Source organism: Microcoleus sp. FACHB-1515 (assembly GCF_014696105.1).
Taxonomy (GTDB): domain Bacteria; phylum Cyanobacteriota; class Cyanobacteriia; order Elainellales; family Elainellaceae; genus JAAUTJ01.
On record NZ_JACJPO010000033.1, the window covers coordinates 1 to 23,438 of the forward strand.

Annotated in this window: 16 protein-coding genes; 6 read left to right on the forward strand and 10 right to left on the reverse strand. The window is 54.0% G+C overall.

Translation table 11 applies throughout. From position 1 onward, the window contains the following. Positions 1-285 precede the first annotated feature (285 nt). The 3 genes from acsF to H6F67_RS11080 form a co-directional block, all read right to left on the reverse strand. Positions 286-1,359: a magnesium-protoporphyrin IX monomethyl ester (oxidative) cyclase gene (gene acsF / locus H6F67_RS11070; RefSeq protein ID WP_190766298.1), complete on the reverse strand. Its 1,074-nt coding sequence runs from the start codon at positions 1,357-1,359 to the stop codon at positions 286-288. Between the two features lie 170 nt (positions 1,360-1,529). Continuing rightward, positions 1,530-2,882 carry a TIGR03279 family radical SAM protein gene (locus H6F67_RS11075; RefSeq protein ID WP_190766301.1) on the reverse strand — a complete coding sequence of 451 codons (1,353 nt, stop codon included), beginning with the start codon at positions 2,880-2,882 and terminating at the stop codon, positions 1,530-1,532. Positions 2,883-2,900: 18 nt separating this feature from the next. Then, positions 2,901-3,791 (reverse strand): undecaprenyl-diphosphate phosphatase, encoded by an 891-nt coding sequence (locus H6F67_RS11080; protein ID WP_190766302.1) that lies wholly within the window; start codon positions 3,789-3,791, stop codon positions 2,901-2,903. A gap of 234 nt (positions 3,792-4,025) precedes the next feature. Between H6F67_RS11080 and H6F67_RS11085 the strand changes: the two genes are divergently transcribed. Continuing rightward, positions 4,026-4,739, forward strand: a complete 714-nt coding sequence (locus H6F67_RS11085) for a DUF3120 domain-containing protein (RefSeq protein WP_396797861.1) — start codon at positions 4,026-4,028, stop codon at positions 4,737-4,739. 183 nt (positions 4,740-4,922) lie between these two features. After that, complete coding sequence (locus H6F67_RS11090; RefSeq protein ID WP_190766304.1) at positions 4,923-5,912, forward strand: adenylate/guanylate cyclase domain-containing protein; 990 nt, start codon at positions 4,923-4,925, stop codon at positions 5,910-5,912. A 5-nt stretch (positions 5,913-5,917) separates the two neighbouring features. On the opposite strand, the gene H6F67_RS11095 is transcribed toward H6F67_RS11090, so the two are convergent. Continuing rightward, positions 5,918-6,868: a cation diffusion facilitator family transporter gene (locus tag H6F67_RS11095; protein WP_190766306.1), complete on the reverse strand. Its 951-nt coding sequence runs from the start codon at positions 6,866-6,868 to the stop codon at positions 5,918-5,920. Positions 6,869-7,155: 287 nt separating this feature from the next. Between H6F67_RS11095 and H6F67_RS11100 the strand changes: the two genes are divergently transcribed. Then, positions 7,156-7,440: a hypothetical protein gene (locus H6F67_RS11100; RefSeq protein ID WP_190766308.1), complete on the forward strand. Its 285-nt coding sequence runs from the start codon at positions 7,156-7,158 to the stop codon at positions 7,438-7,440. 207 nt (positions 7,441-7,647) lie between these two features. On the opposite strand, the gene menA is transcribed toward H6F67_RS11100, so the two are convergent. Further along, the gene (gene menA / locus H6F67_RS11105) at positions 7,648-8,544 is read right to left on the reverse strand and encodes a 2-carboxy-1,4-naphthoquinone phytyltransferase (protein WP_190766310.1); all 897 of its coding nucleotides are present in this window, start codon (positions 8,542-8,544) and stop codon (positions 7,648-7,650) included. A 258-nt stretch (positions 8,545-8,802) separates the two neighbouring features. Between menA and H6F67_RS11110 the strand changes: the two genes are divergently transcribed. Then, positions 8,803-10,176 (forward strand): isochorismate synthase MenF, encoded by a 1,374-nt coding sequence (locus tag H6F67_RS11110; protein ID WP_190766312.1) that lies wholly within the window; start codon positions 8,803-8,805, stop codon positions 10,174-10,176. 32 nt (positions 10,177-10,208) lie between these two features. Here H6F67_RS11110 and H6F67_RS11115 read toward each other — a convergent pair whose 3' ends face one another. Then, complete coding sequence (locus H6F67_RS11115) at positions 10,209-11,573, reverse strand: proton extrusion protein PcxA (protein ID WP_190766313.1); 1,365 nt, start codon at positions 11,571-11,573, stop codon at positions 10,209-10,211. 164 nt (positions 11,574-11,737) lie between these two features. Here H6F67_RS11115 and H6F67_RS11120 point away from each other — a divergent pair, with 164 nt between their 5' ends. After that, positions 11,738-13,747 (forward strand): recombinase family protein, encoded by a 2,010-nt coding sequence (locus tag H6F67_RS11120; protein ID WP_190766315.1) that lies wholly within the window; start codon positions 11,738-11,740, stop codon positions 13,745-13,747. Here the strand turns inward: H6F67_RS11120 and H6F67_RS28110 are convergent. From H6F67_RS28110 to H6F67_RS11140, 4 genes are all read right to left on the reverse strand, one after another. Then, on the reverse strand, positions 13,744-15,711 hold the full coding sequence (locus tag H6F67_RS28110; RefSeq protein ID WP_190766317.1) for a S8 family serine peptidase: 1,968 nt from the start codon (positions 15,709-15,711) through the stop codon (positions 13,744-13,746). The genes H6F67_RS11120 and H6F67_RS28110 overlap by 4 nt on opposite strands. Positions 15,712-15,904: 193 nt before the next feature. After that, on the reverse strand, positions 15,905-17,650 hold the full coding sequence (locus tag H6F67_RS11130) for a serine/threonine-protein kinase (protein WP_190766319.1): 1,746 nt from the start codon (positions 17,648-17,650) through the stop codon (positions 15,905-15,907). A gap of 224 nt (positions 17,651-17,874) precedes the next feature. Then, the gene (locus H6F67_RS11135) at positions 17,875-20,166 is read right to left on the reverse strand and encodes a polysaccharide biosynthesis tyrosine autokinase (protein ID WP_190766322.1); all 2,292 of its coding nucleotides are present in this window, start codon (positions 20,164-20,166) and stop codon (positions 17,875-17,877) included. 190 nt (positions 20,167-20,356) lie between these two features. Then, complete coding sequence (locus H6F67_RS11140; RefSeq protein ID WP_190766324.1) at positions 20,357-21,574, reverse strand: polysaccharide biosynthesis/export family protein; 1,218 nt, start codon at positions 21,572-21,574, stop codon at positions 20,357-20,359. A gap of 560 nt (positions 21,575-22,134) precedes the next feature. On the opposite strand from H6F67_RS11140, the gene H6F67_RS11145 reads away from it, so the two are divergent. Next, positions 22,135-23,388, forward strand: coding sequence for a glycosyltransferase family 4 protein (locus H6F67_RS11145; protein ID WP_190766326.1), 1,254 nt, complete (start codon positions 22,135-22,137; stop codon positions 23,386-23,388). Positions 23,389-23,438: the final 50 nt, after the last annotated feature.

Sequence of the window (23,438 nt, forward strand, 5' to 3'; positions counted from 1 at the left end):
CTTCGCTGCCTACGGGCGAGTTGAGCGCTTGTAACTGGTGGTAGAGCATGAGTCGATTCGGTGACACTACTCTACTTTTGACTCATCTGCTCGATTCATGCAAGAAGTCTATTGTAACTACGGCACACTCGATCAGCGGCAGTCAAACGTTTCTGAAATTGCCGCTTGCCATTCGACAGCATTCCCCATTCGCACCAAAAATAGAGATCCAGATTCGATTTCTCACAAAAAATAGCGGCTCGGATCGCAATCAGAACCGCCACAAATCAAACTATTTTCTGACAGTTAACGAACCGCAGTTTCCGGTTTCACGGAAGGGAGTGGCTTCATGAAGTAGAGGCGGATTAAATCGATCGCCATGCCGCCAATCAAAGGAAGCTTTTGCAGCAGCTTGACGGGTTTGGGAGCGTCGGAGGTGGCGATCGCGTTTAGCTTCATGTTCTTCGCCGCGCATTGGTCGAGGATGCCGAAGAAATCGGGGTGATCGACGTTGAGGACGATCGGGAAGACACGGGCTGAGGTTTCGTTGGTTTTGCGGATGACGTGGATGTCGTATTCACGGGCATCCAAACCGAGCGAATTGTAGAAGCCCGATCGTAATAGATCGTTCAGGTACATCGTCGCGAAGACGGACAGCAGGAAGAAGCGACACCACAAGCGGGCTTTCCAGTCGTTGAGGAACTGGGGCTGCGATCGCATCAGGGCATCGAAAAAGTCGCCGTGACGATTTTCGTCCTGACACCAGTTCTCGAAGAACTTGAAGATCGGGTAGATGCGATTTTCGGGATGAGAATCGAGGTGGCGATAGATCGTGATGTAGCGCCAGTAGCCGATTTTCTCAGAAAGGTAGGTGGCGTAGAAGATAAACTTCGGCTTGAAGAAGGTGTAGCTGCGGCTCTTGGTCAAGAAGCCGAGGTCAAGCTGAAGGTTGAAGTCGGACATGGCCTTGTTCAAAAATCCGGCGTGACGCGCTTCATCGCGAGACATCAGCAGGAAGCATTCGGCCAAAACCGGATTTTTGCCTTTCAGCTTGCGGGCGAGTTCTTTGTAGAGCAGGAAGCCGGAGAATTCTGCTGTGCAGGAGCGCTCTAGAAACTCAATGAATAGCTTGCGGGTTTCGCCGTCGATGTGATCCCAAGACTGGGCGAATTCTTCGCTGCGGACGAAGTGATGGCGGTTGTAGTCCACACGGAATTCTTCCAGGATCGCTTCGAGTTCGTCCTGGTTGACGGAGATGTCCATTTTTGCCATCTCGTCAAAATCCGTCGTGTAGAAGCGCGGCGTGAGGATTGTCTCTTTGGCGGGAGCTTTGATCTCCGGCTGGGCATTTGCGCCCGGTCTTTGCAGGGAATCTACCATTGCTGCTTATTAACGCTTGATTTGGAAGCGCTCCAGTCAAGATCTCAATCAATCCAAAGACTGTTGCACGCTTTGTAGAGTACGCTTTTCAGTCTATCAGGAGGGTTAGAAGGTTCTTCGATCGCCACGTTAAGAGTTGCAACGCTCCGCAAACTTCCTTCACAAAACGCTCAACAAACTGCGATCGCCCCAACGCCAGCATTCACGCAGGTTTCCAGCAATCCCTCGACGCCTGAAACGACCAGCAGCGGAACACCTAACCGCTGAGTCAGTGCTTCGATCGTCATGTCGTCCAAAAAGCGCGTATCGCCATGCTTCAGCATCAGCGAGGGGATCAAGACAGCATCCCCTAAGTCCCGTCCTTCAAGAACTCGCAGCAAATCGCTTCCGGTCAGCAGTCCCGTCACAGTGATTTGCTGTCCCCAATATTCGCTGTTGAGCGCGACCATTTCGACTGTCAAACCTTCCACCTGATTGAGACGCTTCAGGATTGGCTGAAAGGCTTGCTCAACGGCGTTTCCGACTACCCAAGTTAGGCGGCGCGGCGTAATTTGTTTCGGCAGTCGTTTGGCAGCAGTGTGAAATTCTTTGAGAAACTGACGGATTGAACCGACACCGTTTCCAATCTGCGGATAGTCTTCGTAGTGTGATTCGGGCGGCAGTTCTGCGCCTGCGATCAAGAACCACTCGTCGGCCAGCCATGCGACCGTTGAGCCGTATTTTTGCTGAAATTTCGCTTGGAGGGCTTGGACTCGATCGATCACCTCCCGCGCCTTCTCCGGCGTCACGGGGATCAGTTCATCTTCAGCAGGACGAAAGCGGGTCAGTCCAACGGGGACAACGGCGATCGAGGCCACAGCGGGAATTTCGCCTTTGTGGAATTTCGCCAGATCGGTGAGGGTGCGATCGAGATGATCCCCATCGTTGATCCCCGGACACACGACAACCTGAGCGTGAATCTGCAATCGATTTCGGGCAAACCATTTAAGCTGATCGAGAATCTGTCCTGCTCGCGGATTTTTCAGCAGTCGCACTCGAATTTCTGGTTCTGTTGCGTGAATGGAGACGTATAGCGGTGAAAGCCGTAGCTGGGCAATGCGATCCCACTCTTTTTGCGGCAAATTGGTCAGCGTCAGATAGCTGCCGTAAAGAAAGCTGAGTCGGTAATCGTCATCTTTGAGGTAGAGCGTATCGCGCATTCCCGGCGGCTGCTGATCGATGAAGCAGAACGGGCAGCGATTGTTGCACTGAATCAGTCCGTCAAAAACGGCGGTGTCGAATTCCAATCCGAGATCTTCGTCGTAGTCCTTTTCGATTTCGACTTCGTGCGTTTTGCCCTTAGCGTCAATGACTTCCAGTTCCAAAACTTCATCGGCGCACAGAAATTGGTAGTCAATTAGATCGCGGGGTTTTTCACCATTGATTGAGACGATCGTATCGCCCGCCTCAAAGCCAACTTCAGCGGCGATCGAATCCGGCAAAACACGAGAAATCAAAGCAGGACGAATCGACATGGGGGACAAAAAAGCACTTCTTCCAGACTAGCGCAGCACTCCACCTGCAATCGCAATCAGCAAGGCGATGCCCAAGGCAATTCGATACCACACGAAAATCCAGGTGCTTTGGCGCTGAAGGAATTTCAGCAGCCACGCGATTGATAAATAAGAAAAGATAAAGGTCGAGATGATCCCCACCAGCATCGGCAGCATCATGTCGCGATTTTCAATGACGGCTCCGGTTTGAACGAGGGTGGCGATCGCCAAAGTCGGGATGCCCAGCAAAAACGAAAATCGAGCGGCAGTTTCGCGCTTGAGACCGAGGAACAATCCGGCAGTTAGCGTGGAACCCGATCGCGACGCTCCCGGCAGCAGGGCGACCATTTGCCCCAAGCCGACCAAAACTCCGTCTAAAATTTGAAGCTGGTCGAATCCGCGCTTGCGAATGCCGATTTTTTCGGCCAGTCCCAACAGCAGGGCGGCGGCGATCGACATGACTGCGATCAAAAGCGACTGGTCAAGTTCTACGTCCAGTGCTTTCAAAATTAAGCCGCCAGCCAAAGCGGGGATCGTTCCGATCGCGATTCCCACCAGAATCTTCCATTCCTCTCGCTGCCAGTCTTTGTGCTGAAAAGCTGACCATGCGCCCGTGAGAATTTTGTAAATGTCTCGGCGAAAGTACCAGATCACGGCAAGGACGCTGCCGAACTGAATCGCATCGATCGCCGCCTTGTTCCAAACGGTTCGCCAGTGAAAGATATCCGTAAAGATGATCAGGTGTGCCGTACTGCTGATCGGCAGAAATTCTGTGATCCCCTGCACGATCCCCAAGACGATCGCCTGAAAGAGCACGGCAAAATCGATCGCGCTAGAAGTTGAAGTCGCCTCTGCTAGCCACAGCAGTCCGGAATTCAAATCGAATGCGCTGATATCCACAAGTTTTTTCCTTGCTGCAAATTCTGGTCTAGCCTAGTCGCTTGTGCGATTCTACACAAGTACGTCCTGCACACTTGAGCAAAAATTCATCGATCGCTTTACTGGCAAAATCGAAAGAAAATCGAATGATTGAAATAAACTTGTCAAATAAAATAGAATGTAAATGCCCCCCCAGGGGATATTCCATGCTATTGTTAAGTAGCATGAATTAAATCTTAGAAAAGTAATACTCCTTTGTCCTCCTACACGCCTTCAACAGACAATCTTTACAAAGAATCGTTAACGATTCGATCGCTTTGGCCGACTGGACGCGCTGCTCGCCAATGGCAAATGCTTGCCGCCGCCGTGTTTCTCATCTCTGTTCCCGTCTTCATTGAAGCACCACTGGTTCGCTATTTGCCGACCGTGAGTTTGCTGATGACCCTGGCGTGGTTGGGATTCAGCTGGCTGCTGTGGCGCAAACCGTCTACTCACGTCTGGGGCGATCTTCTGTTTGGCTTTAGCTGGACGTGGCTGGCAGGATCAATCTATTGGGGCTGGCTGCGCTGGGAACCGATGCTGCATCTGCCTGTGGAGGCGATCGGGCTTCCGGCTGCGGCCTACTATTTGGCACGAGGACAAGGCAAAGTCGGCCACTGGTTCTACCTAGGATCGCTGTTTGGAACGGCAGTCACCGATGTTTATTTTTACCTGGTCAACCTGATTCCGCACTGGCGGCAACTGATGCAGGTTCAGCCAGAACAAGCCGCGCCTATTCTTGCGGCAGCGCTGTCGCAAATCCAAACCCCCTGGGGGGCATTTTGGGCAGTCATGCTCGTTGGAATGCTGTTGGGTGTAGGAATTTTGCCATTGCGTCATCGTCAGCTACACTGGTGGGCATTTGGTGGGTCTGTTTTGAGCACCTTGCTGGTAGACGGGTTGTTTTGGATTGCTGCGATGAATGCCTGAGTAGGGCTATGATTTGGGTAGCGATTGGAAAGCTATCTGACGGTGCGATCGTCTGGCAGTTCACAAAACGTAACGCTAGCAGATAAGGGTTTTCGTAAAACAGTCCTGGGAAACCTGCGCTGGCTGCGGATAGTGACGTGCCAGGAGGCATCCATTGAGGAAAGATTCACGGTTTCTTAGCCTGTGGTGACTTCACAACCCGTTCCCCACTTGATTCTCCGAACCGAATCCGGAAATCGTTATCTCTCACTCGCAGGCAGCAACTGCTGGACAATCGGGCGGGGTGACGACAACAACTTTGTGCTGCCCGATCGCTGGATTTCGCGCAACCACGCGATGCTTCAGCGCATGGAAATGGGCGAGTTTTATTTGATCGATTTGGGCAGTCGCAACGGGTCGTTTGTGAACGGACGGCGAGTAAGCGTTCCCATGACGCTGCACAATGGCGATCGTCTCACGTTTGGGCAAACCGAGCTTGAGTTTTACAGTCCCGCTGTTGATCAGTTGACCGAACCGTCGATCGGGCTAGAATCGCAAGAATTTACGGCAACGGCAACGCTGCATGTCCGCCGCTTGATTTCCGTGCTGGTCGTGGATATTCGCGACTTCACCGTGATGACCCGCCAGATCGACGAGAAAGTCTTGTCTGAAGTGATTGGTACTTGGTTTCGCTGCGCTGGAGACATCATTCGCGAATATGGCTCCTGGGTGGACAAATACATCGGCGACGCAATTATGGCCGTGTGGATTCACGGCGCTCAAGGCGTCAGCTCCGAAGAAATGATGAACATCGCCAAGGCCATCAGCAAGCTCAACGAAATGACCAGCGGCCTGCACGAAAAATATCCGCTGCCGTTTCCGCTGCGCGTTGGAGCCGGACTGAATACGGGCTATGCGATGGTGGGCAATACGGGCACGGGCGATCGCCCCGACTACACGGCCTTGGGCGACACGGTCAACGCCGCCTTCCGCCTCGAAAGCACGACGAAGCAAATCGGCATGGATGTCGCGCTGGGTGAAACCACCTACAAATATCTGTCGGAACTGGGCGGCAACTCGAAAATCTTCAAGCAGTACACCGTGACGATGAAAGGCTACGATACGCCAACGCTGACCTATGCGGGGTCGTTTGTTGATTTGAATAATTTCTTGAAGCTGACGGCTCAGGGCTGAGCGGTCTAGCGCAATTCTCCGACTGAAAGATTTAGCAGTCTCGCTTGAGACAAATTGATCACAGGCGGTGGCACAACTCCCGAAAGCTGCAAAAACGATTCATGCAGGCCGAACTCTTGACCGATCGCCGTTTCGATTTGACGCAGCAGGCGGTCGCGATCGTCACCTTCCGCCAGATTCACAATTAGATGCGCCGCAATCGCATCTTGACCAAGAGCAATTGACCAAACTCGCAGTCGATCGACGCTCACCACGCCGTCAAACTGCTGCAACCGTGCTTCGATTTCGCTCACGTTCAGGTGAGTCGGTGGTTTTTCCAGCAAGATATGCAGACTTTGCCGAATCAGCGGCACAGCAGCAACGAGCATCAGCAGCGCCACCAGCAGGCTAATTGCGCCATCTGCCCAGTTCCAGTGCCACAGGCTGACCGCGATCGCCGCTAGAATCACACCGATCGAACTGGCCGCATCCGCGATCATGTGCAAAACCGCTCCGCGCAAATTCAGATCGTTGTGCGTGTGGTTGTGCAGCAAGAAGACATTGAGGCTGTTGACGCTCAGGCCGATCGCCGCCGTAATCAGCATCGGCAAACTGAGAATGTCGCTGGGCGGCGTTTGCAGGCGATCGATCGCCTCGGTTGCGATCGTCAGCGCGATCCCCACCAGCACCAACCCATTTCCCAGCGCGGCCAGAATTTCGATGCGGCGATAGCCAAAGCTCGCTTGTAGTGAGGCAGGACGACGTGCCAGCCAGCTTGCCACCAGCACCAAACCCAGCGAGAACGCATCGGAAACCATATGCCCTGCTTCGGCAACAAGGGCAAGGCTGTGGCTCCACCAGCCGATCGCCGCCTCAGTTAAGGCAAAGCTGGCGATGAGCGCGATCGCAACCCACAGGAGGCGAGTTGCAGCCGGATCAGGACGGTGACAAACACAGTTGGTGTGAGAATCAAGCATGAAAGCAGAGCAAAAGGATTTCGGTTATAAAGACGGTTGAAAGACTACGGTGAAAGACTCTGGGGTGAGGCAGTTTGTTCGCAGTGATTCTAGTCAATTCTGGGGTGGTTGACAGCGGCGATCGCAAATGGTTTCGAGTGTCATTTGTGGAAGCGATCGCAAAATTGAGTCAATTTCGTATCTTCCTGCATCATCGCTGTTTTCACGCTAACGATACAATCTCAGAAACAGCCCACAGAATATTCAAAATAGCCAGCCGCTCACACTTCCATTATCTTTGCTCAGCGATGGTAGACGATTCAGTTTCTCCCGCTTCCACAGTTGATTCGGATAATCTTCCCCGCGAAGTCCGGGTGGCACAACTCCGAAACACCGTTGATACGCTGCACATGGCCGACGAGGTTGCCACGCGCGGCTATCTAATCACCAGTTCCGAACTTGCCGATCTGATGGATGTCAACGCCAGTGCCGTCACCAGTCGCGGCGACAATTGGGTATGGCGCAACTGGGTCGTCTCGCGAGTGCGACGAGAAGGCAACCAAATTCTGTGGCAGCTAGAGCGCATTGATTGAGGCAGGAGGAGCTGGAGCGTGTTTCCAGACGTTTGATCCTCCCCAACCCTTCTCAAGGAGGGAGCCGAACCACCCCTCAAAGTTCCCCTTAATAAGGAGGACTTTGAGGGGGATCGATCGCATACCATCTCCTCCTTCCATAGCTCTGAAAACGCGCCCTAGGGATAGGAGTTAGGGCGAGCCTCCTGCCTCCTGCCCCCTAACCCCCTAGAGCATGAAGCCGAGTCCCAACAGCAGCCCGCTCCAAAAATGCAGCGAAACGGCAATGAACTTGCAGTTGTTGACGCGATCGGGCTGGTCGTAATTTTCCCCGACATGCCGACAAAGCCTAATCGCCGCAGGCAAACCCGCAAAGCTGAGCAGCGTCCAAACCGGAAACCAATGCAGCGCCACGCCAACCAGCGGCAAAACGAAAATGCTGCCGCACAGCCAAGGTAAAAGCTGAGCCGATCGCTTCGTGCCGAGGCGAACGATGGGCGATCGCTTTCCTGCTGCCAAATCATCTTTGACCTGATGAAAATGCGAGCAAAACAAAATCAAGCTCGTACTCACACCCAAAATGATTGAGGCGAGCAAACTGGTAAGCGACCAAGCCTGCGTTTGACTGTAGTAAGCGGCTGCAACGGCCAACGGCCCAAAGCTGAAGAAGCACAAAATTTCGCCTAAACCTCGATAGCCCAGGCGGAATGGTGGTCCCTGATAAAGATAGCCCAGCAGACAGCACAGCGAAATTAAGCCGAGGATGGTGAGGTCTTGTTGCCACCAAGCGATCGCCAATATTCCTGCAATTCCCAAACTCAAGCAGAGATTTCCCAGCCAGAAAACAAGGGCTTTATTGCCTGTTAAATTGACAACGGAGTGATGTTTATTTTTATCAATTCCGGTTTCTGAATCAAATAGATCGTTGTGTAGATTTTCCCAAGCCAAAATAAAAATTGCCGATAGCAGGAAGACCGAAAAAATTCCGGTGTGTAGCGATTTTGTTTCGGCATAAGCGATCGCGGTTCCTAACCAAATGGGCATGATTGCGACGCTATACATCGGCGGTTTGATCGCCGCAAGCCACAGCTTGGCAGGAGGATATTGAAGCGTATTAGTGGTCATTCTGTCGTAGAAGGGTGAATCCGAAGTGCCACAAAGTCAGCGATGCTCGATTTTGGGCGAGCCGCGCCTGAAAAGTATTTTCCCAGAAGCGATCGCCATCGCTACCAAAGCGTAAAAAACCGTAAAAACTTGTAAACTAATTCTCAACCCAGGCGGCAGCAACCGAACCGAGGCTCGCGCAAGTGTGCTACCTGTAGAAGAGGTTGGTTTTGCGTGGGAGCAGTCCCGGTTGTTCAGCCCTTCGATTCAATTGCCGCTATGCCAGTTTTGTTCGATCGCCTCGATTGCTTTCAAGATTGTCAAGACTTCTTCCAATTTCTTAACCAGCAGCAATGTCAGCTTGCAGCCGCCGCTTTGTGTCCCGATTCAATTATTAGCATTGGGATTGATCTTGGTAATCTCGATCCGCTTGCAATTTTGTCTGCGCTGATCGAGATTGATCGGCCTTATTTCTATTTAGAAAAAAAATTCGCAGACACGGCAATTGCGGCAGGCGGTCAAGTTATTTCTGGAGAGTTTGATCGCGATCGCTTTCGGCAAGTTCGCAACTTTATTACAGATCAATCAATTCACGCGACTGCCGATGCTGCCCCTCGGTTTTTCTGTCAATTCACTTTTTTTGACAACGCCATTCATGCGCCTGCTGGCGTGTACCTTCCGCAGTGGCAAGTTGTGCGCGAAGGCGATCGCTCAACTGCTACGTTGAATCTACCGCTGAATGCAACGCTGGCCGATCGCGAACGGGCTTGGCGACAGTTGCAGGCGATGCGATCGGCGCATTTGATTCAGTGGCCGAATTTGCGATCGATCGATCGGCAGATGCGCGAGGTGAATCGGTTTCGGCCTGCGGTCATTTCGGCCTTGAAGCTGATTGAGCAGCAGCAGCTACAAAAACTTGTATTGGCGCTTGCGGTTGACGTGGCGGCGCGGCATTCGTTCCAGGTTTTGCAAACGATCGATCGCCTCCGTCAACAGCATCCCCACTGTCACGTTTTTGCTACACGCACCCACAGCGGTCATTTCATTGGAGCTAGTCCCGAACGATTGCTGAGCGTGCAGCAGAACGGCGGCTCGCGCTGGCTCTACACGGATGCTCTGGCAGGGTCGGCAGCGCGGGGCAGTTCGCTCGCCACTGATGCCGCTTTGGGTCAAGGACTATTCGACAGTCCCAAAGAGCGACGAGAGCATCAGCTTGTGGCCGAATTTATTTGCGATCGCCTCATTCAGCTTGGCCTCACGCCCGACTGTCCAACCCTGCCAACCCTGCTGAAGCTGCCGCACTTGCAGCACTTGCACACGCCGATTCAAACCGTTTTGCCCTCACATCTTCACCCGATCGATCTCGTTGCCCAACTGCACCCCACGCCCGCTGTGGCTGGACTGCCCAGCAAAATTGCCTGCGAGCAGATTCACGCGCTTGAAACCTTTGAGCGCGAACACTACGCCGCGCCTTTGGGATGGATCGATCCAGTCGGCAACGCGGAATTTATTGTTGGCATTCGCTCGGCACTGCTGCAAGGCGATCGAGCGCGTCTGTATGCCGGAGCGGGAATTGTCGCGGGGTCGAATCCCGATCGCGAACTGGCCGAAGTAAAACTTAAACTGCAACCGCTGCTGCAAGCTTTGGTTTGATGAATCGATTGGGAAAGCGGATGCGATCAATTCTACTCGTTCATGTTGCGATAAGTCGCAACGGCAGAAGGCGAAATTCTGTTGAGGTAGCGGAAGATCCAGTATTTGAAAATGGTGTCAAGCAAAACTGGAAAAGTCGCAATAAATAGAAAAATAAAGTCGCGATTGGAAGGCAGACCAAAGTGACGCGAAGCGCCTTCAAGCAAAACTTCCCAGCCGTGTGGCGAGTGGAAGCCAACGAACGTATCGGTGAGCAAAATGATGATGAACGCTTTGGCGCTGTCGCTGAGACCGTAAACCGTTTCATCAACAAAGGTTTTCAAGGTGGCAATTTCGCGCTTGCTGTTTGTCAAAATTAAAACAAACGCGCAGACGGCAAAAATATCTGAGAAGACGTTTTTAATTGCGCCTGAACTTTCTTCACGATATTCGGCTTGAATTTCTTCGGCTTTTTCGGCCAGTCGCGCTTCGATTTGTTCGGATGTTAAAACTTCTTTGCCAACTAATCCTTGAAAGCGCAAATGTTCTTCATACGATCGCAACTGCCCAAACGCTTCTTCTTCCATTTCAGGGTTGAGGAAGACTTCGACCTGTTCACCGCTACGCAGATGATCGACGATCGGTCCCACCACAAAATATTTGGTGATTTGTTGCGTCAACAGCGGAATCACGAGCAGCAGCAGAATAAATCGAATTGAAATCATCGTCCGCGCTTTAGTGTTGCGGAAGTTTTCGACCATTTCAACTTCAGATTCCGGGTCAAGATCGCGCTTGATTCGATCGACCGTGTTCAAAATCGATCGCGGCAGCACTCCAGTCTTGTCGGCAATCAATTTCTTTTCGTCAGCGGGTTCAGCCGGATCAGGACGGCGCATCGGGTCGCGATAGGCAACAGCCGGACGAGCGCGGACGGGCGGCGCAACGCTGAGTGCGGGCTGGTCGGAGTAGGAGACGATCGCGGCAGGACGACCAAGCGCATCCGGCGTATTGCCATAGCGTGCCAGCACTTCGTCAATCACCTTCAGCTTTTTGAGGACGAGCGCAGGCTGATCGATCACGCTGATGGTCGGATTGTCCGATGAAGCTTCTTCAATTTGCACTTCGGTAATGCGCTGATTCGACAGTCGCAGCATCGATCGACTGTAGCGAAACTCAGTCAATCGCATTCGTGCGGTTTTCAGATAGCCCTTAAGCTCCGATTCGATTAGGGCGTAGGCGCTGCGGCTGTAGGTTGAATTGGGCGCAATTTTGTTGCCGTTGAAGTGGGCATTTTCCAACGCCTTGATATTTTGAACGGCTTGGTAGGCTTCATCTAGCGATCGCTCTGGCGTCCTGAGATACCACTCATTGGCAGCGCGTAGAGAGTTGAGCAGTCTGGTGAAAACAGAAGGTTGCATAGTTGCGTTGGACAGCCAGCTTAATCGGGTTTTCTAAAATAGAGATCAGCCTGTTTCAGTGTAGAGCGTTCAACAAGCTTGATGCGGAATCAATCCATGATGCTGAGCAGGTCTAGTCGCATCAAGCACGTAGGATCATATCAAATTCACTCAAAGGCCGTTCTGTGTCATTGGATTCCGTTTGGATTGTTGGATCGCCCCTGAGCGGCAAAACGGCCAGTCTGCTGCACCAGCTTCAGCAGTGGGGCAACTTGCCCTCTGGCAAGCCGTTTCTCGTCTTTGCGGCAACGGGCGACAATCGCTTGGAACTGTGCGATCGCATCGAAGCGCAGTTCACAGGCCGAATCGACTCGCGCACCCCTTTAGGGTTTTTCCAAGATGAAGTGCTGCTGTTTTGGCCGCTGATCGCGCAACAGCTTGACCTCAAAGTTCAGTTTCCCCTGCGGCTCCGCCCCGAAACCGAACAGGAACTCGCCACCCGACTGTGGCAGCAGTGGCTCGATCGCGGCCTGCTGCGGCAAGACGGCATTTCCGAATATTTTGTCGTGCGGCGATCGCTGGACATTATGCAGCTTGCCGCTTTTGGAGGCATCGCGATCGAAGAGATTCCGATCATGCTGCAAGACGGCTACGACGAACCACCGGATCTGTGGCAAGCAATGGGTGAGGCGCTGACTCAGTGGCGATCGTGGTGTCTCGATCGCGGCCTGCTCACATATGGCATCATCACGGATTTATATTGGCGTGTGCTGCTTGCCCATCCGACCTATCGGCAGCACTTGCGCGATCGCTATCGAGCCGTTTTAGCCGATGATGTCGATGAATATCCGGCTGTGACGCGATCGCTGTTTGAATTTCTGCTTGATGCTGGCTTGCCCGGAGCCTTCACGTTCAATCCGGAAGGCGGCATTCGCGTCGGCCTCGGAGCCGATCCTGACTACCTATCAGGTTTGGCGAATCGGTGTGAGTCGATCGCCCTGCCTCCGGCGCCAAATAGTCTTGGAACGCGCTGGGGAACAGCGGTCAGCGAATGGATCAGCGACCCGATTTTTCTGCCAGAGTTACCTGCGGAAATTCAAGCAATTCAAACCACTTCGCGATCGCAACTCCTCCGTCAAACCGCTTCTGTCATTGCCAACGCGATCGAATCGGGTCAGGTGCAGCCGCACGAAATCGCTGTGATTGGAGCGGGTGTCGATGCGATCGCCCGCTACACGCTGCGCGAAATTCTCATGCGTCGCGGCATTGCGGTCGATTCACTTAGCGACCAGCGACCGCTGATTACTTCACCGCCGATTCGGGCGCTGCTGAGCCTGATGGCCTTGGTCTATCCGGGTTTGGGCAGACTGCTCGATCGCGACGACATTGCCGAACTGCTGGTCATTCTCACGCAGTCGCGCATCGATCCGGTGCGAGCGGGACTGCTGACGGATTATTGCTTTCAGGTGGATCTCGACGCGCCGCAACTGCTGCCCGCCACAACGTTTCCGCGCTGGGATCGTTTGGGTTTTGAAGTTGTGGAAATTTACGGCGATCTGCTCAAGTGGATCGCCGCTCAGCAGCACGATCGACCCGCTCCCGTCTTTCTGCTCGATCGCGCCATTCAGCGATTTTTCCAGGGCGATCTGCCGTTTGACCAAATTGCTGCCCTGCGCGAACTGGTCGAAACGGCGCAGCATTATTGGGACGTGGACGATCGCCTGCATCGATACAGCCATACCCATCCGCCCGTCGGAATTTCGGTTGGTCAGTTCATTCGTTTGCTGCGCGACGGCACCTTGACCGCCGACCCGTTTCCCGTACGTCGTTTTGACAATCGTTCTGCCGTGACGATCGCCACCATCTACCAGTACCGCATCAGTCGGCAGCAGCACCGCTGGCACTTTTGGCTCGATGTCGGCTCGGCCTTTTGGCTAACCGGAGGCGGCGCACTGTTTGGCGCACCGCTGTTTTTGCGATCGTGGACTGGCCGCAGTTGGTCAGCCGCCGATAGTTTGCAAGCTGACCAACTGCGGTTGCAGCGACAGGTGACAGATTTGCTGTCGAGAGTGAGCGATCGCGTCTACCTTTGCCACAGCGAACTTGCAACTAATGGTCAAGAACAATCTGGCCCGCTGCTGAGCTTGGCAAACGCGGCAACGCCAATCGGCGATGATGTGGCTGTGCCAAATTAGGCAGGGTAGAGATTGGCAAGCTCGCTGTCTTTGGCGATCGCCCAAGCGCGACGCACGGCAGCATCCGCGTTCACCAAACCAAAACCAAAGGTTGAATCGCGTCCGGCAGTGCCCAAATCAGTCGCGGTGCTGGTTAGGATTTGCCGCACTTGCGCTCCGGTCAAATTGGGATTAACGCTCCACACCAGTGAAGCAATCCCAGCAACATTCGGATTAGCCGCCGAGGTTCCGGTGAAAGACCGCCTCGTGCCGTACTTGTCGATCGCAGGAGAATCGGTTGGTGCAACGATCGTGAGGTTGAAGCCACGACTTGAGCTTGGATCAATCCGAAGATTGGCTGCGTTCAACTGGCCGTTTGTCCATGTGCTGTCCCAGATGCCCCGCGTATTTCGCGCTTGCACAGATCCGACAGACATCACGTTCGCCTGTGTAGTTTCCAGTCGGGCAAGGCCGTTGACGCTGCTGAGATAGTTGGGGTCTGCCGCGATTGCTCCGCCCCCGTTGCCTGCGGCGACCGCAAACAAGGCAGTATCGGCACTGCTGGCAATCAGGGCTTCAAGCTCTGCCCGCGTGCCGCCATGCGTCAGCCAATAGTCGGTCTGGATGCCGCCTTGAAAGACAATGCGCTGCCCGGTCGATCGCCCATAGGCCAAGGCATCTGCGATCGCCTGCCGCAGCGTCGTACCATAATACACATCAGACACCATCACCTGACTTTTCCAGTTGATCCCGGCAATTCCCTCGGCGTTGTTGGCCGTTGCTGCCATGATGCTAATTGCCTGATGACCGTGACCGTTATTGCGATAGTTATCGTCATCGCTCGGATCAACAAGCAGCCGCTGACTGTCTAGATCCATCACGCCGCCGGATGCCCCAGGCGCGGTGAGAATGCCTGTGTCAAGCGAAACGAGCAGCACGCGATCGCTGCCCTGCGTAAACCGCCAAGCGCTGTTAACATCGGTGGCGTGAAGATTCCACTGCCAGCCCGAATCTGTGTCGTTTGGGCGCACCTGCAAGTCAAGAATTGACTGATCGGCAAAGCGCAGCGCTTCAATTCCTTGGAGATAAAGTTCGCGGCCATCCACGAGCGTGAGATGATCGTAGGCCGTGCCTTGAAAGATCGCTTGACTTGCCGTCGAGTTGAACGGATCGTAAAGATCGAGGCCTTGACCGTTGAGGCTCACCACGCTGGCGCGATCGATGTCAAGGCTCAGCGTATCTGTGCCGCCGCGTCCGACGATGATCTGACCGCTGCTGATTGAATTGGAAAACAGTGTTTCTGCGGAAGACGTACCGGAGATGCTGTTGTCCAGCCAAGGCAAAATTCGCAGCGCGATCGATTCCGAGGTGAATTCTTGACCTGCCTGCGTCGCGACTGCCCGCACCTGAACATCACCGCTCAAACTTGAAAATGGAGCCAGATTCACCAGTCCATCCGCAGTGGCGATCGTTGTGGCCTGCTCGTTTTGCCAAACTTCGAGGCGTACCGAATCAGCACGCTCTGACAGTTCATAGCTCCAGCGCAGCGCACCCGATTGAAATAGGGTAGTGGCAGTGCTGTCGCCCGACGCATCAGCGACGGTAAAACGCTTGAACTGGAGTTCTTTTTGCGCGAGTTCTTCTTGTGGAGTTGCTGCTGCAACAAGCTGGTAAGCGGTGTTTTCTCCACTGGCCGAAACGCGCAGAAAGTAAACTCCTGGCATCAGCGTTTCGGCGATCGCTTCGGACTGGAGGTCGGCTTGCCGCGATGCTTTCAGCACACGGCGGCGCCGACTAAAGAGTGCCAAATCTGCATTTGCTTCTAGCCCTTCCAGTCCGATCTGCACGCTCGATCGCTGTTTCAGCCGAAATCGGTAAAAGTCAAATCGATCTGTACCACCAATTTGCTCTTGCATAGTTGCTGTCGGCGCGAGGCGCAGCAGCTTTGCACGGAGCATCGTATTTCCCACACGATCGGCTGACATGAATTCACTCCTCCATCAGTGATTGGGTTTGATCGTCGCCACATGCTTTGCAAAAAGCGCTGAGCAAATGCTCGGTGACTAAAGCGCTTGGCCGATCGCCAACCCTGATTCTGAGGCTATGATTGCGGTTCCATGAACGCGCAGTGTGCCAGTTTTGATAGCGTAGCGCAATTTTTAAACTTGAGGCTAAATCTTAAGGCTTAAATTGGGGTTGAGTATCTCGCTGCTCCTGCACAAGGCGCAGACGAGCCAGCGGCAGATAGCTCGCGATCGCCACGAACGGCAGCCAGCTTGCCGCCACTCCCGCCAGCAGCAGCGGATGCGAAAAGCCAACTGCCTGCACCAAGCCGATGCTTACTGCTGCCGCCGCCGTCACCAGCGTCAGAGTGATAGATAGCCTATGATTGCCGCTTTTGCGGGCAAACAGTTCGGCAGTTACGCCCGTTAGCCCGCCAAATGCCAATCCGCCTAATCCGCCTATCAAGGCAGCGGCGATCGCGATCGGCATCGAGTCGTACAAATTTTCGGTGGCAACGATGAACAGCGCCAGCAGGCCGGCCACCACACCTGCGGTTGACCCGACGACTGCGCCTGCTCCTGCCCCCGCTGCTGACAGCAGCCACGCTGCAACTTCCAGACCAACTGCTGCCCCTGCAAATGCGCCAAATCCAGCCGGAACAGAAGGAACCGTGCAGGCGATCACCACGATCCAGGTCAAGATCCAGGCGAGAATTGAGGAAACGACAAACAGCAAGGCCAGCAGACCGACTGGAATTCGCCTTGCTTGCAGACGTGCAGAAGCAGTTTGCACTTGTAGCAGCAGCGATTGTTTGCGATCGGCGGCGTTACTGTGCAGCAGCAGTTCGCGGCGATAGATTTTTCCAGCCATCAGCCTGCTGGTATCGATCGCAATATGGCACTCGATCTGATTGCCGATAAACTCCATCGGCTCGATCGCAATCCAGGGATGCTGCTGCGCCTGTGGCTGCAAATCGCCGGGATGCTGCGCGATTTCCCAGCGGCCTTCCAGACAAGTCCCCGGCGCAAAATTGGTAATTGACACGACACTGCCGAGCTTTTGCCGAGGTGCGATTGCTTTAAGCAAGATTTCCGCCTGACTCAGAAGCACTTCTGGCAGATAGATCGGCTGCTTCGGCAGTTCGGCTAGAGCGATCGCAGCGTTGGCAAAGCGATGGGTTGCTTTTGGCTCGACCATTTTTTCCAGCCAGGCAATCCAGCGGGAATTCACTTTGGGCAGCGACTGCTTAAAGTTGATTCGGTAGGTGACATCAACCAGATTGCCAATCTCACTCGATTTGGTATTAGTTAGCAGGCAAATCAGCGTCATGCCCAAGCCATAGAGATCCGATGCTTCGCTCAGTTCTCGATTAAAAAGCTGTTCGGGCGGCATAAAGCCCAGCGTGCCTTTCACCACGCTGCTGATTCCGACTTCACCTTTGCCCACACGAGCAAAGCCAAAATCGATTAGATAAACGTTCAACTGCTCATCAACGAGGATATTTTCCGGCTTGATGTCGCGATGAATGACAGGTGGAATGCGACTTTGCAGATAAATCAATATTTCGAGAACGGCGATCGCAATCTGCTGAATTTCACCAAAATCGAAGCTGCGAGCGATCGAAAGCGGCAGCGCGTTCTTGTATTCCTGAACCAGGCAGAAACCGTCTTGGGTTTGGAAAGAATGCAAATAGCGACAGATTCCGGGATGGTCAAGGTCGCGCAGCACTTCAATCTCGCGCTTGTGGGCGTCAAACCCCGACCAGTTCGCTTGAGTAGACGCAAACTGAAACTGCTTGATGACGACTTTTTTTAGCGTCTCAATATCCGTTGCCAAATAGGTAACACGCCCGCCTGCTCGATTCGCACCGAGTTCTTGGCTGATGCGATAGCCGTAGCGAGTAAAGTTTGGATAGCCCATAGTGGCTCTGTAAAAAACAAGTTCGCCAAAGCCGTAAAACTGAAAAGCTGAACTGTTGCTGTGCGGACTGCTGTGTCAACCGATGTTAGCCCAGTTTTCCCGAATATGCACCCAATCCAAAACAGAAACCAGCAATGGATTGAGCTGGATCATCCAAAATCGCTAAAACACCAATCGATGCGGTGGGGCTAGCGCAACGCGCTCCGAATCGATCGTCCAGTTTGCTATTTGGAAACATGTTCTGGTTCGGGATTGGGCAGGCGAGCTTGGGCGGCTGCTTGTCCCGTGTGAGTGCGAGTGTAGCTGGTTGGACTTTTCGCACGACGATTTTGGTAGTTCACCACAACGCCCATCTCGGCCAAACCAAAGCTGCGTAGCTCATTGTGTGCCTGCATTAGCATCGATCGATCGGTCTTGGCAACACTGACAACCATCAAGATGCCGTCCGTATAGGGAGCAATGAAGCTAGCGTCAGTAATTCCAGCAAGATGCGGCGTGTCATAAATTACCAGGTCATAGCTCGATCGCGCCTTGTGCATCAAGTTTTGCATTCGATTAGAGGCCAGCAGGCGGACGGCTTCGGGCGTAGGCTGACCCGAAGGCAGCACAAACAAATTGTCAGAGAGCGCGGATTTTTGGATCAGCGATTCTACAGTGGCTCCGCTGGTAAGAACATCGCTCAAGCCTTTTAGATTGCTGACGTCCAGCTTGTTGTGAAGCTGGGGCGATCGCAAATTCGCATCAACCAGCAAGACGCGATTGCCCATCATGGCAACGGTCTGTGCCAAGTTCAGCGCCACCGTTGTTTTGCCGTCTCCAGGTTGAGCAGAGCTGATCACCAGCGAGTCGATCGGGGCATTGCCCAAAAAGCGGATGCTCGCATACAAGGCGCTAAACGCTTCCTGAAAGGCGACCGGAGCCGCACGGCGATCGTCATAGTTTTCGCTGTAGCTGATTGCCGCGATTGTGGGCGGCTGCGATGCACCTCGATAGAAGGGAACCACGCCCAGAACCGGAACTTGCAGTGCTTCTTGAATTTCAGTCGGGCTGTAGTAAATGTTGCGCCAGCGCTCTAGCAGCAGAGCCGCTCCCACGCCTGCTAGCAGGCCGAGCAGCACGCCTGCCGCAATCAGCCGCTTGGAGTCAGAGGGAATTTCGGTCGGCTCGCCCGGTGCTTTGACGAGTTCCCAAGGCACTTCACTTTGTGCCGCCTGGATACTAAAGGTGTCTTGCTGATTTTGCAGCGCATCGAGGCGGCGCGTGGCGTTGTCAAGCTGGCGGCGCAGCTCGCCGTATTCAGCCGCGATCGCAGGAAATCTGGCAAGCTGCTGGTTGGCCTGACTGCCCGCCTGCGCGACCTGCTGGCTGCGTACTTCCAAAATTTGAACTTGGTTGGCAGCGGCAACCAACTGATTAATCAAGCCGATCCGAACTGAGTTTTGAAATCCCGAGACGCTAGAGCTTGGCGCTGAGCCGACAATCTGCTCGGCCACGCGATCGCGCTGAGCAATCAAATTGGCCTGTCGGTCTCGAAGTCGCTGCACTCGCTGATTTTCTTCGGTGAAGCGCGAAGTTTCGATCGCCAGTTCGCTTTCAACCGCTTGCAAATCTTCGAGAATGGCGAGGTAGGTCGGGTTTTCGCTCAGGGCAGAAGCGGCGATCGCTTCTTGGGGCGACAGCGCCACCTGACGCTGCAAGTTTTCATATAGCGTCCGCTGCTCTTGCAAATCGCGCTGCGTTTGAAGCTGCAAATTGGTGATCTCGCCAACGCGAGACGAAAGCTGCTGGCCTTGCGTGTTCGGGTCGATGATGCCGTAGCGCTGCTGAAGCGCCTGCAATTGCGATCGCAAATTGTTGACTTGCCTTTGCGTCCGAGGCAGTTGATCCTCAATTAGGGCGATGCCTTCACCGATGCTGGTCTTGCGGTCTTCCAGGCTATAGCGCAAATATTCTTCGGCAGTTTGCTCCAACACAAACCTCACCAGATCTTCATCTTCACCGCCGTATACGACTTCGATCGTTTTGGTGGGGCTGCCTGTGCCTTCTTCGACGGCTCGCTGCACCTTCAGCGCTCCTAACAGCGCACCTTCATTGAAGTCAGGATATTTCGTTTGGACGCGATCGACAATTTGCGAAACAAGCTTGGGGCTAGTGAGGATGGCGATTTGGGTGGGGTAGTCCAGCACAAAAGCATCTTGGTTGGGCACCTGACCGTCGGTGCGCGTTACGGTTAACGGTTGCGCCTGCCGCGCCTCGGTCGTGACAGGTTCAACCAGCAGCCGAAAGCTGCCCGTGTAGGATGGCGTGAGCGTAGTCGCCTTGAGCGCAATCGTGCTGGCAACGATCGTAGATACGCCTGCCACCAGTAAAATGTTGCGCTGGACGGTTCTCAGAATCGATAGAAGTCCGGAACTTTTGCCAGATGGCGCATCAGGATCACCGGAACTTGGATCGGATGGCTCAGGTGAATGCCTGGGATATCGAATTGCTAAATCTGTGCTCCGCTCTGTCTCCATGCTGACCTCACCGATTACTTCGCCTGCTAGTTTGATTGTGGAAAATTTTGGCGGCTTAAGAACAGCTTGCCCTTGATCAGCGCTGCAACTGACAAATTCACTTCGCCCAACGGGTTGACTTGCTCAGTGCTGATTACGTTCTTAAGCTGCCGAAGAAATTGCGCCCTTGATTGGTTTAGTCTACTGCGTCTTACAGCCCAAACAGCCCTAAAATTCCGAGCAGCGGCGCAAGCGGGCGAGTAATCGTATCGAGAAAATCTGATGTGCGAGTAATGCCCGATCGCCCCACGATGACGATGTCGTTGCTGCGTAAAGCTGGATTGCTCTCTTCGCTAATGCCAGCCGAAAAATCAACTGGAATTTCGCGACGCGACACGGTTCCATCCGCATTGAGCCGCACCAGCTCGACATCGGCAGTACGAGCGCGGCGATTATCAAATCCGCCTGCTGCCAAAATCGCCTGGTTGAGCGTTACGTTCGGCGGCACCTGCACCGTTCCTGGATTGACGACTTCACCAACGACGTTGACATCGATCGTGTTGGGCGAGAAGCTAGCCGAAGCCAGTTCTGTTGCTTCTTCTGCTGTTACCACTGTGGCAGTGGGCACAAAGACCGTATCGCCATCGCGCAGCGTCATGTCTTCGCCCAAGTCGCCCCGCAGCAGGGCGAACAAATCGACGTTAATCACTTCGGGTGGCTGGTTCAAGCGCGGACGCCGCACTTCAATGTTGCGAATATTGGCAACTTGGGTAATGCCGCCTGCGGTCTGAATCGCCTGCGTAACGGTTGAGAGTTGCCCTGCGGTGTCTGCGGTGACTTCTCCAGCACGACCTTCACCTGCGGACTGCCCGGTAGTATAGGTTCCAGGACGGTTGACTTGTCCGGTTACGGCGACGCGCACGGGTCGCTCTGTGAGCAAACTGACGGTGATCAGCGGGTCGCGAATGAAGCGAGCGTAACGCTGCGTCAGCTCTTGCCCAACCGTCGAAAGCGACATGCCGCGCACAGATACCGAGCCAATCCAAGGCAGGTTTAGCGAGCCATCGGCCAAAACCGTGTAGGTGCCATTATCTCCGCTTAGTTCTGGCACATCGAAGATGTCAATTCGCACCTGATCGCCTGCGCCCAGCACATACGCATCGATGGGCTGAGATAAGACGGTCGAATCGATCGGGGCGTTTGTGGGTGCAGGAACGGGACTGCTTGTGGCTGGCGCAGTCGGCGAGTTGAGTGGAAAGCTAGCGTCAGGAGCAACTTGAAAGTTGGGTGGCGCGTCGGAAGCAGATTGAGCTGTCGCAGGTCGGGCGATCGCCCCAGCGCCAACAACAAGCAAACTGATTGCAGCGAGCGTGTTGCAGACTCGCTGTTTCGGGGAACGATCGAAGGGTAGGGGTGTGGATGAATTCATAAGATTTCTCGATGCGGTGTTTTCCTGATCAGCTTGACGATCGACGCAATACCGAGTTTGAAGGAGTGACAGAAGCTATGGTTCCATCCGATCGGGTGATTCTCACCACGTGATTTGGTCATGCTCTGCGATCGATGACGACTTCAGGACAATTTTCGATGAACGCAAAGGAGCAAACCGCTCTAGTTACACCGCATCGATCAGCAGTTCTCTCCGGAATTGCTGGCAGCAGCGCACAAGCTGCGACTTCAGCGTTTTCTCGGTATTGCTACTTAACCATCTACTTGTTAAGGCTCACCTCCAACAGCAGTGTTAAACCTACAATCAACCTGTTACGCCACATCCTACTCAAAAGTTGCGATCGATAACTTGCGGTTTGTGGCGCTTCATTTATTCTTCTCACTCCGTCCGGCTTTTCACCGAGATTTCAAAGTTTATGTAAAGCAGCGGAACTTCGCGAGTCCTCTGGTCAGGCTAGTCCGTCATAATGGCTGGCAGCCTCGGATGCTTCTCGCCAGCCGCAGCCGCAGTATTGTTAGCCCCCCCAATTTCTAACGGCCATGAAGACGATCGCCTATCTGGTGAACCAGTATCCCAAAGTTAGCCATAGCTTCGTTCGACGTGAAATTGCGGCGATCGAAAGCTTGGGTGTCAAAATCGAACGATTTTCAATTCGCTCTTGTGCCGATGAACTCGTTGATCCTGACGACAAGCAAGAGCTAGAGCGCACCCGGATTGTGCTTAGCGTTGGCACGAGCAGATTGCTCCAAGCTTTGATTCGTACCGCTGCTTGGCGACCGCTGCGATTTTGGCACGCGCTGCGGCTGACGCTCAAACTCAGCCGCTCGTCCGATCGCAGCGTCGCTCACCACCTCGCCTATCTTGCCGAAGCCTGCGTACTGCTTGGCTGGTTTGCCGAGTCCAGCGTCACGCATATTCACGCTCACTTTGGCACAAACTCCACGACAGTCGCGATGCTCACCCATGTACTGAGCGAGCTGCCCTACAGCTTCACAGTTCACGGCCCTGAAGAATTTGACCGCGTGCGCGAAATTTCCCTTGTTGAGAAGATCGATCGCGCTGCTTTTATCGTTGCCATTAGTGCTTTTGGCCGCAGCCAGCTTTATCGCTGGTGTCCACAGGCGCAGTGGTTCAAGCTACATGTCGTTCACTGCGGCGTGGATGCTGAGTTTTTCGCTCAGCCGACGCTGCCGCCAGAAACACCTCGTTTAGTTTGTGTCGGGCGGTTGTGCGAGCAAAAAGGTCAGCTTTTGCTGTTGGAAGCAGCGAGCTTGCTGGCCGCAGCAGGCTTGCAGTTTCAGCTTGTTCTGGTTGGAGATGGCCCGATGCGATCGCAGCTTGAAGATGCGATCGATCGCTTGCAGTTGCGATCGCACGTTATCCTATCGGGCTGGGCCAGCAATCTGGAAGTCCGGCGGCAAATCATCGCGGCGCGAGCAATGGTGTTGCCCAGCTTTGCCGAAGGACTACCCGTTGTGCTGATGGAAGCTTTGGCGCTAGGGCGTCCCGTCATCAGTACCTACATTGCAGGCATCCCGGAGCTGGTTGATTCCGACTGTGGCTGGTTGATTCCCGCCGGCACGATCGAGCCGCTTGCTGAAGCGATGCGATCGGCACTGCTTGCTCCGCCCGAAACCCTCGCCACAATGGGCAAGGCCGGACGCGATCGCGTAATTGCTCAGCACAGCATTACGGTTGAGGCTGCAAAACTAGCTGCGCTGTTTCAGGGCGACACACCTGTGGAGAAATCGGCTGCGCCAGCCCTCGCTGCTGCGGCTTTACGTCACACTTAGTTCAGCAATCATCGTTTTCTCATTTTTTCATTGCTGTTTATGGCCTTCTT

Excerpts from the sequence above, each read along its gene's own strand:
- H6F67_RS11115 (WP_190766313.1), bottom strand. The coding sequence starts at position 11,573 with ATGCAACCTTCTGTTTTCACCAGACTGCTCAACTCTCTACGCGCTGCC.
- H6F67_RS11095 (WP_190766306.1), bottom strand. The coding sequence starts at position 6,868 with ATGCTTGATTCTCACACCAACTGTGTTTGTCACCGTCCTGATCCGGCT.
- H6F67_RS11145 (WP_190766326.1), top strand. The coding sequence starts at position 22,135 with ATGAAGACGATCGCCTATCTGGTGAACCAGTATCCCAAAGTTAGCCAT.
- H6F67_RS11130 (WP_190766319.1), bottom strand. The coding sequence starts at position 17,650 with ATGGGCTATCCAAACTTTACTCGCTACGGCTATCGCATCAGCCAAGAA.
- menA (WP_190766310.1), bottom strand. The coding sequence starts at position 8,544 with ATGACCACTAATACGCTTCAATATCCTCCTGCCAAGCTGTGGCTTGCG.
- H6F67_RS11135 (WP_190766322.1), bottom strand. The coding sequence starts at position 20,166 with ATGGAGACAGAGCGGAGCACAGATTTAGCAATTCGATATCCCAGGCAT.
- H6F67_RS11140 (WP_190766324.1), bottom strand. The coding sequence starts at position 21,574 with ATGAATTCATCCACACCCCTACCCTTCGATCGTTCCCCGAAACAGCGA.
- H6F67_RS11110 (WP_190766312.1), top strand. The coding sequence starts at position 8,803 with ATGCCAGTTTTGTTCGATCGCCTCGATTGCTTTCAAGATTGTCAAGAC.
- acsF (WP_190766298.1), bottom strand. The coding sequence starts at position 1,359 with ATGGTAGATTCCCTGCAAAGACCGGGCGCAAATGCCCAGCCGGAGATC.
- H6F67_RS28110 (WP_190766317.1), bottom strand. The coding sequence starts at position 15,711 with ATGTCAGCCGATCGTGTGGGAAATACGATGCTCCGTGCAAAGCTGCTG.
- H6F67_RS11100 (WP_190766308.1), top strand. The coding sequence starts at position 7,156 with ATGGTAGACGATTCAGTTTCTCCCGCTTCCACAGTTGATTCGGATAAT.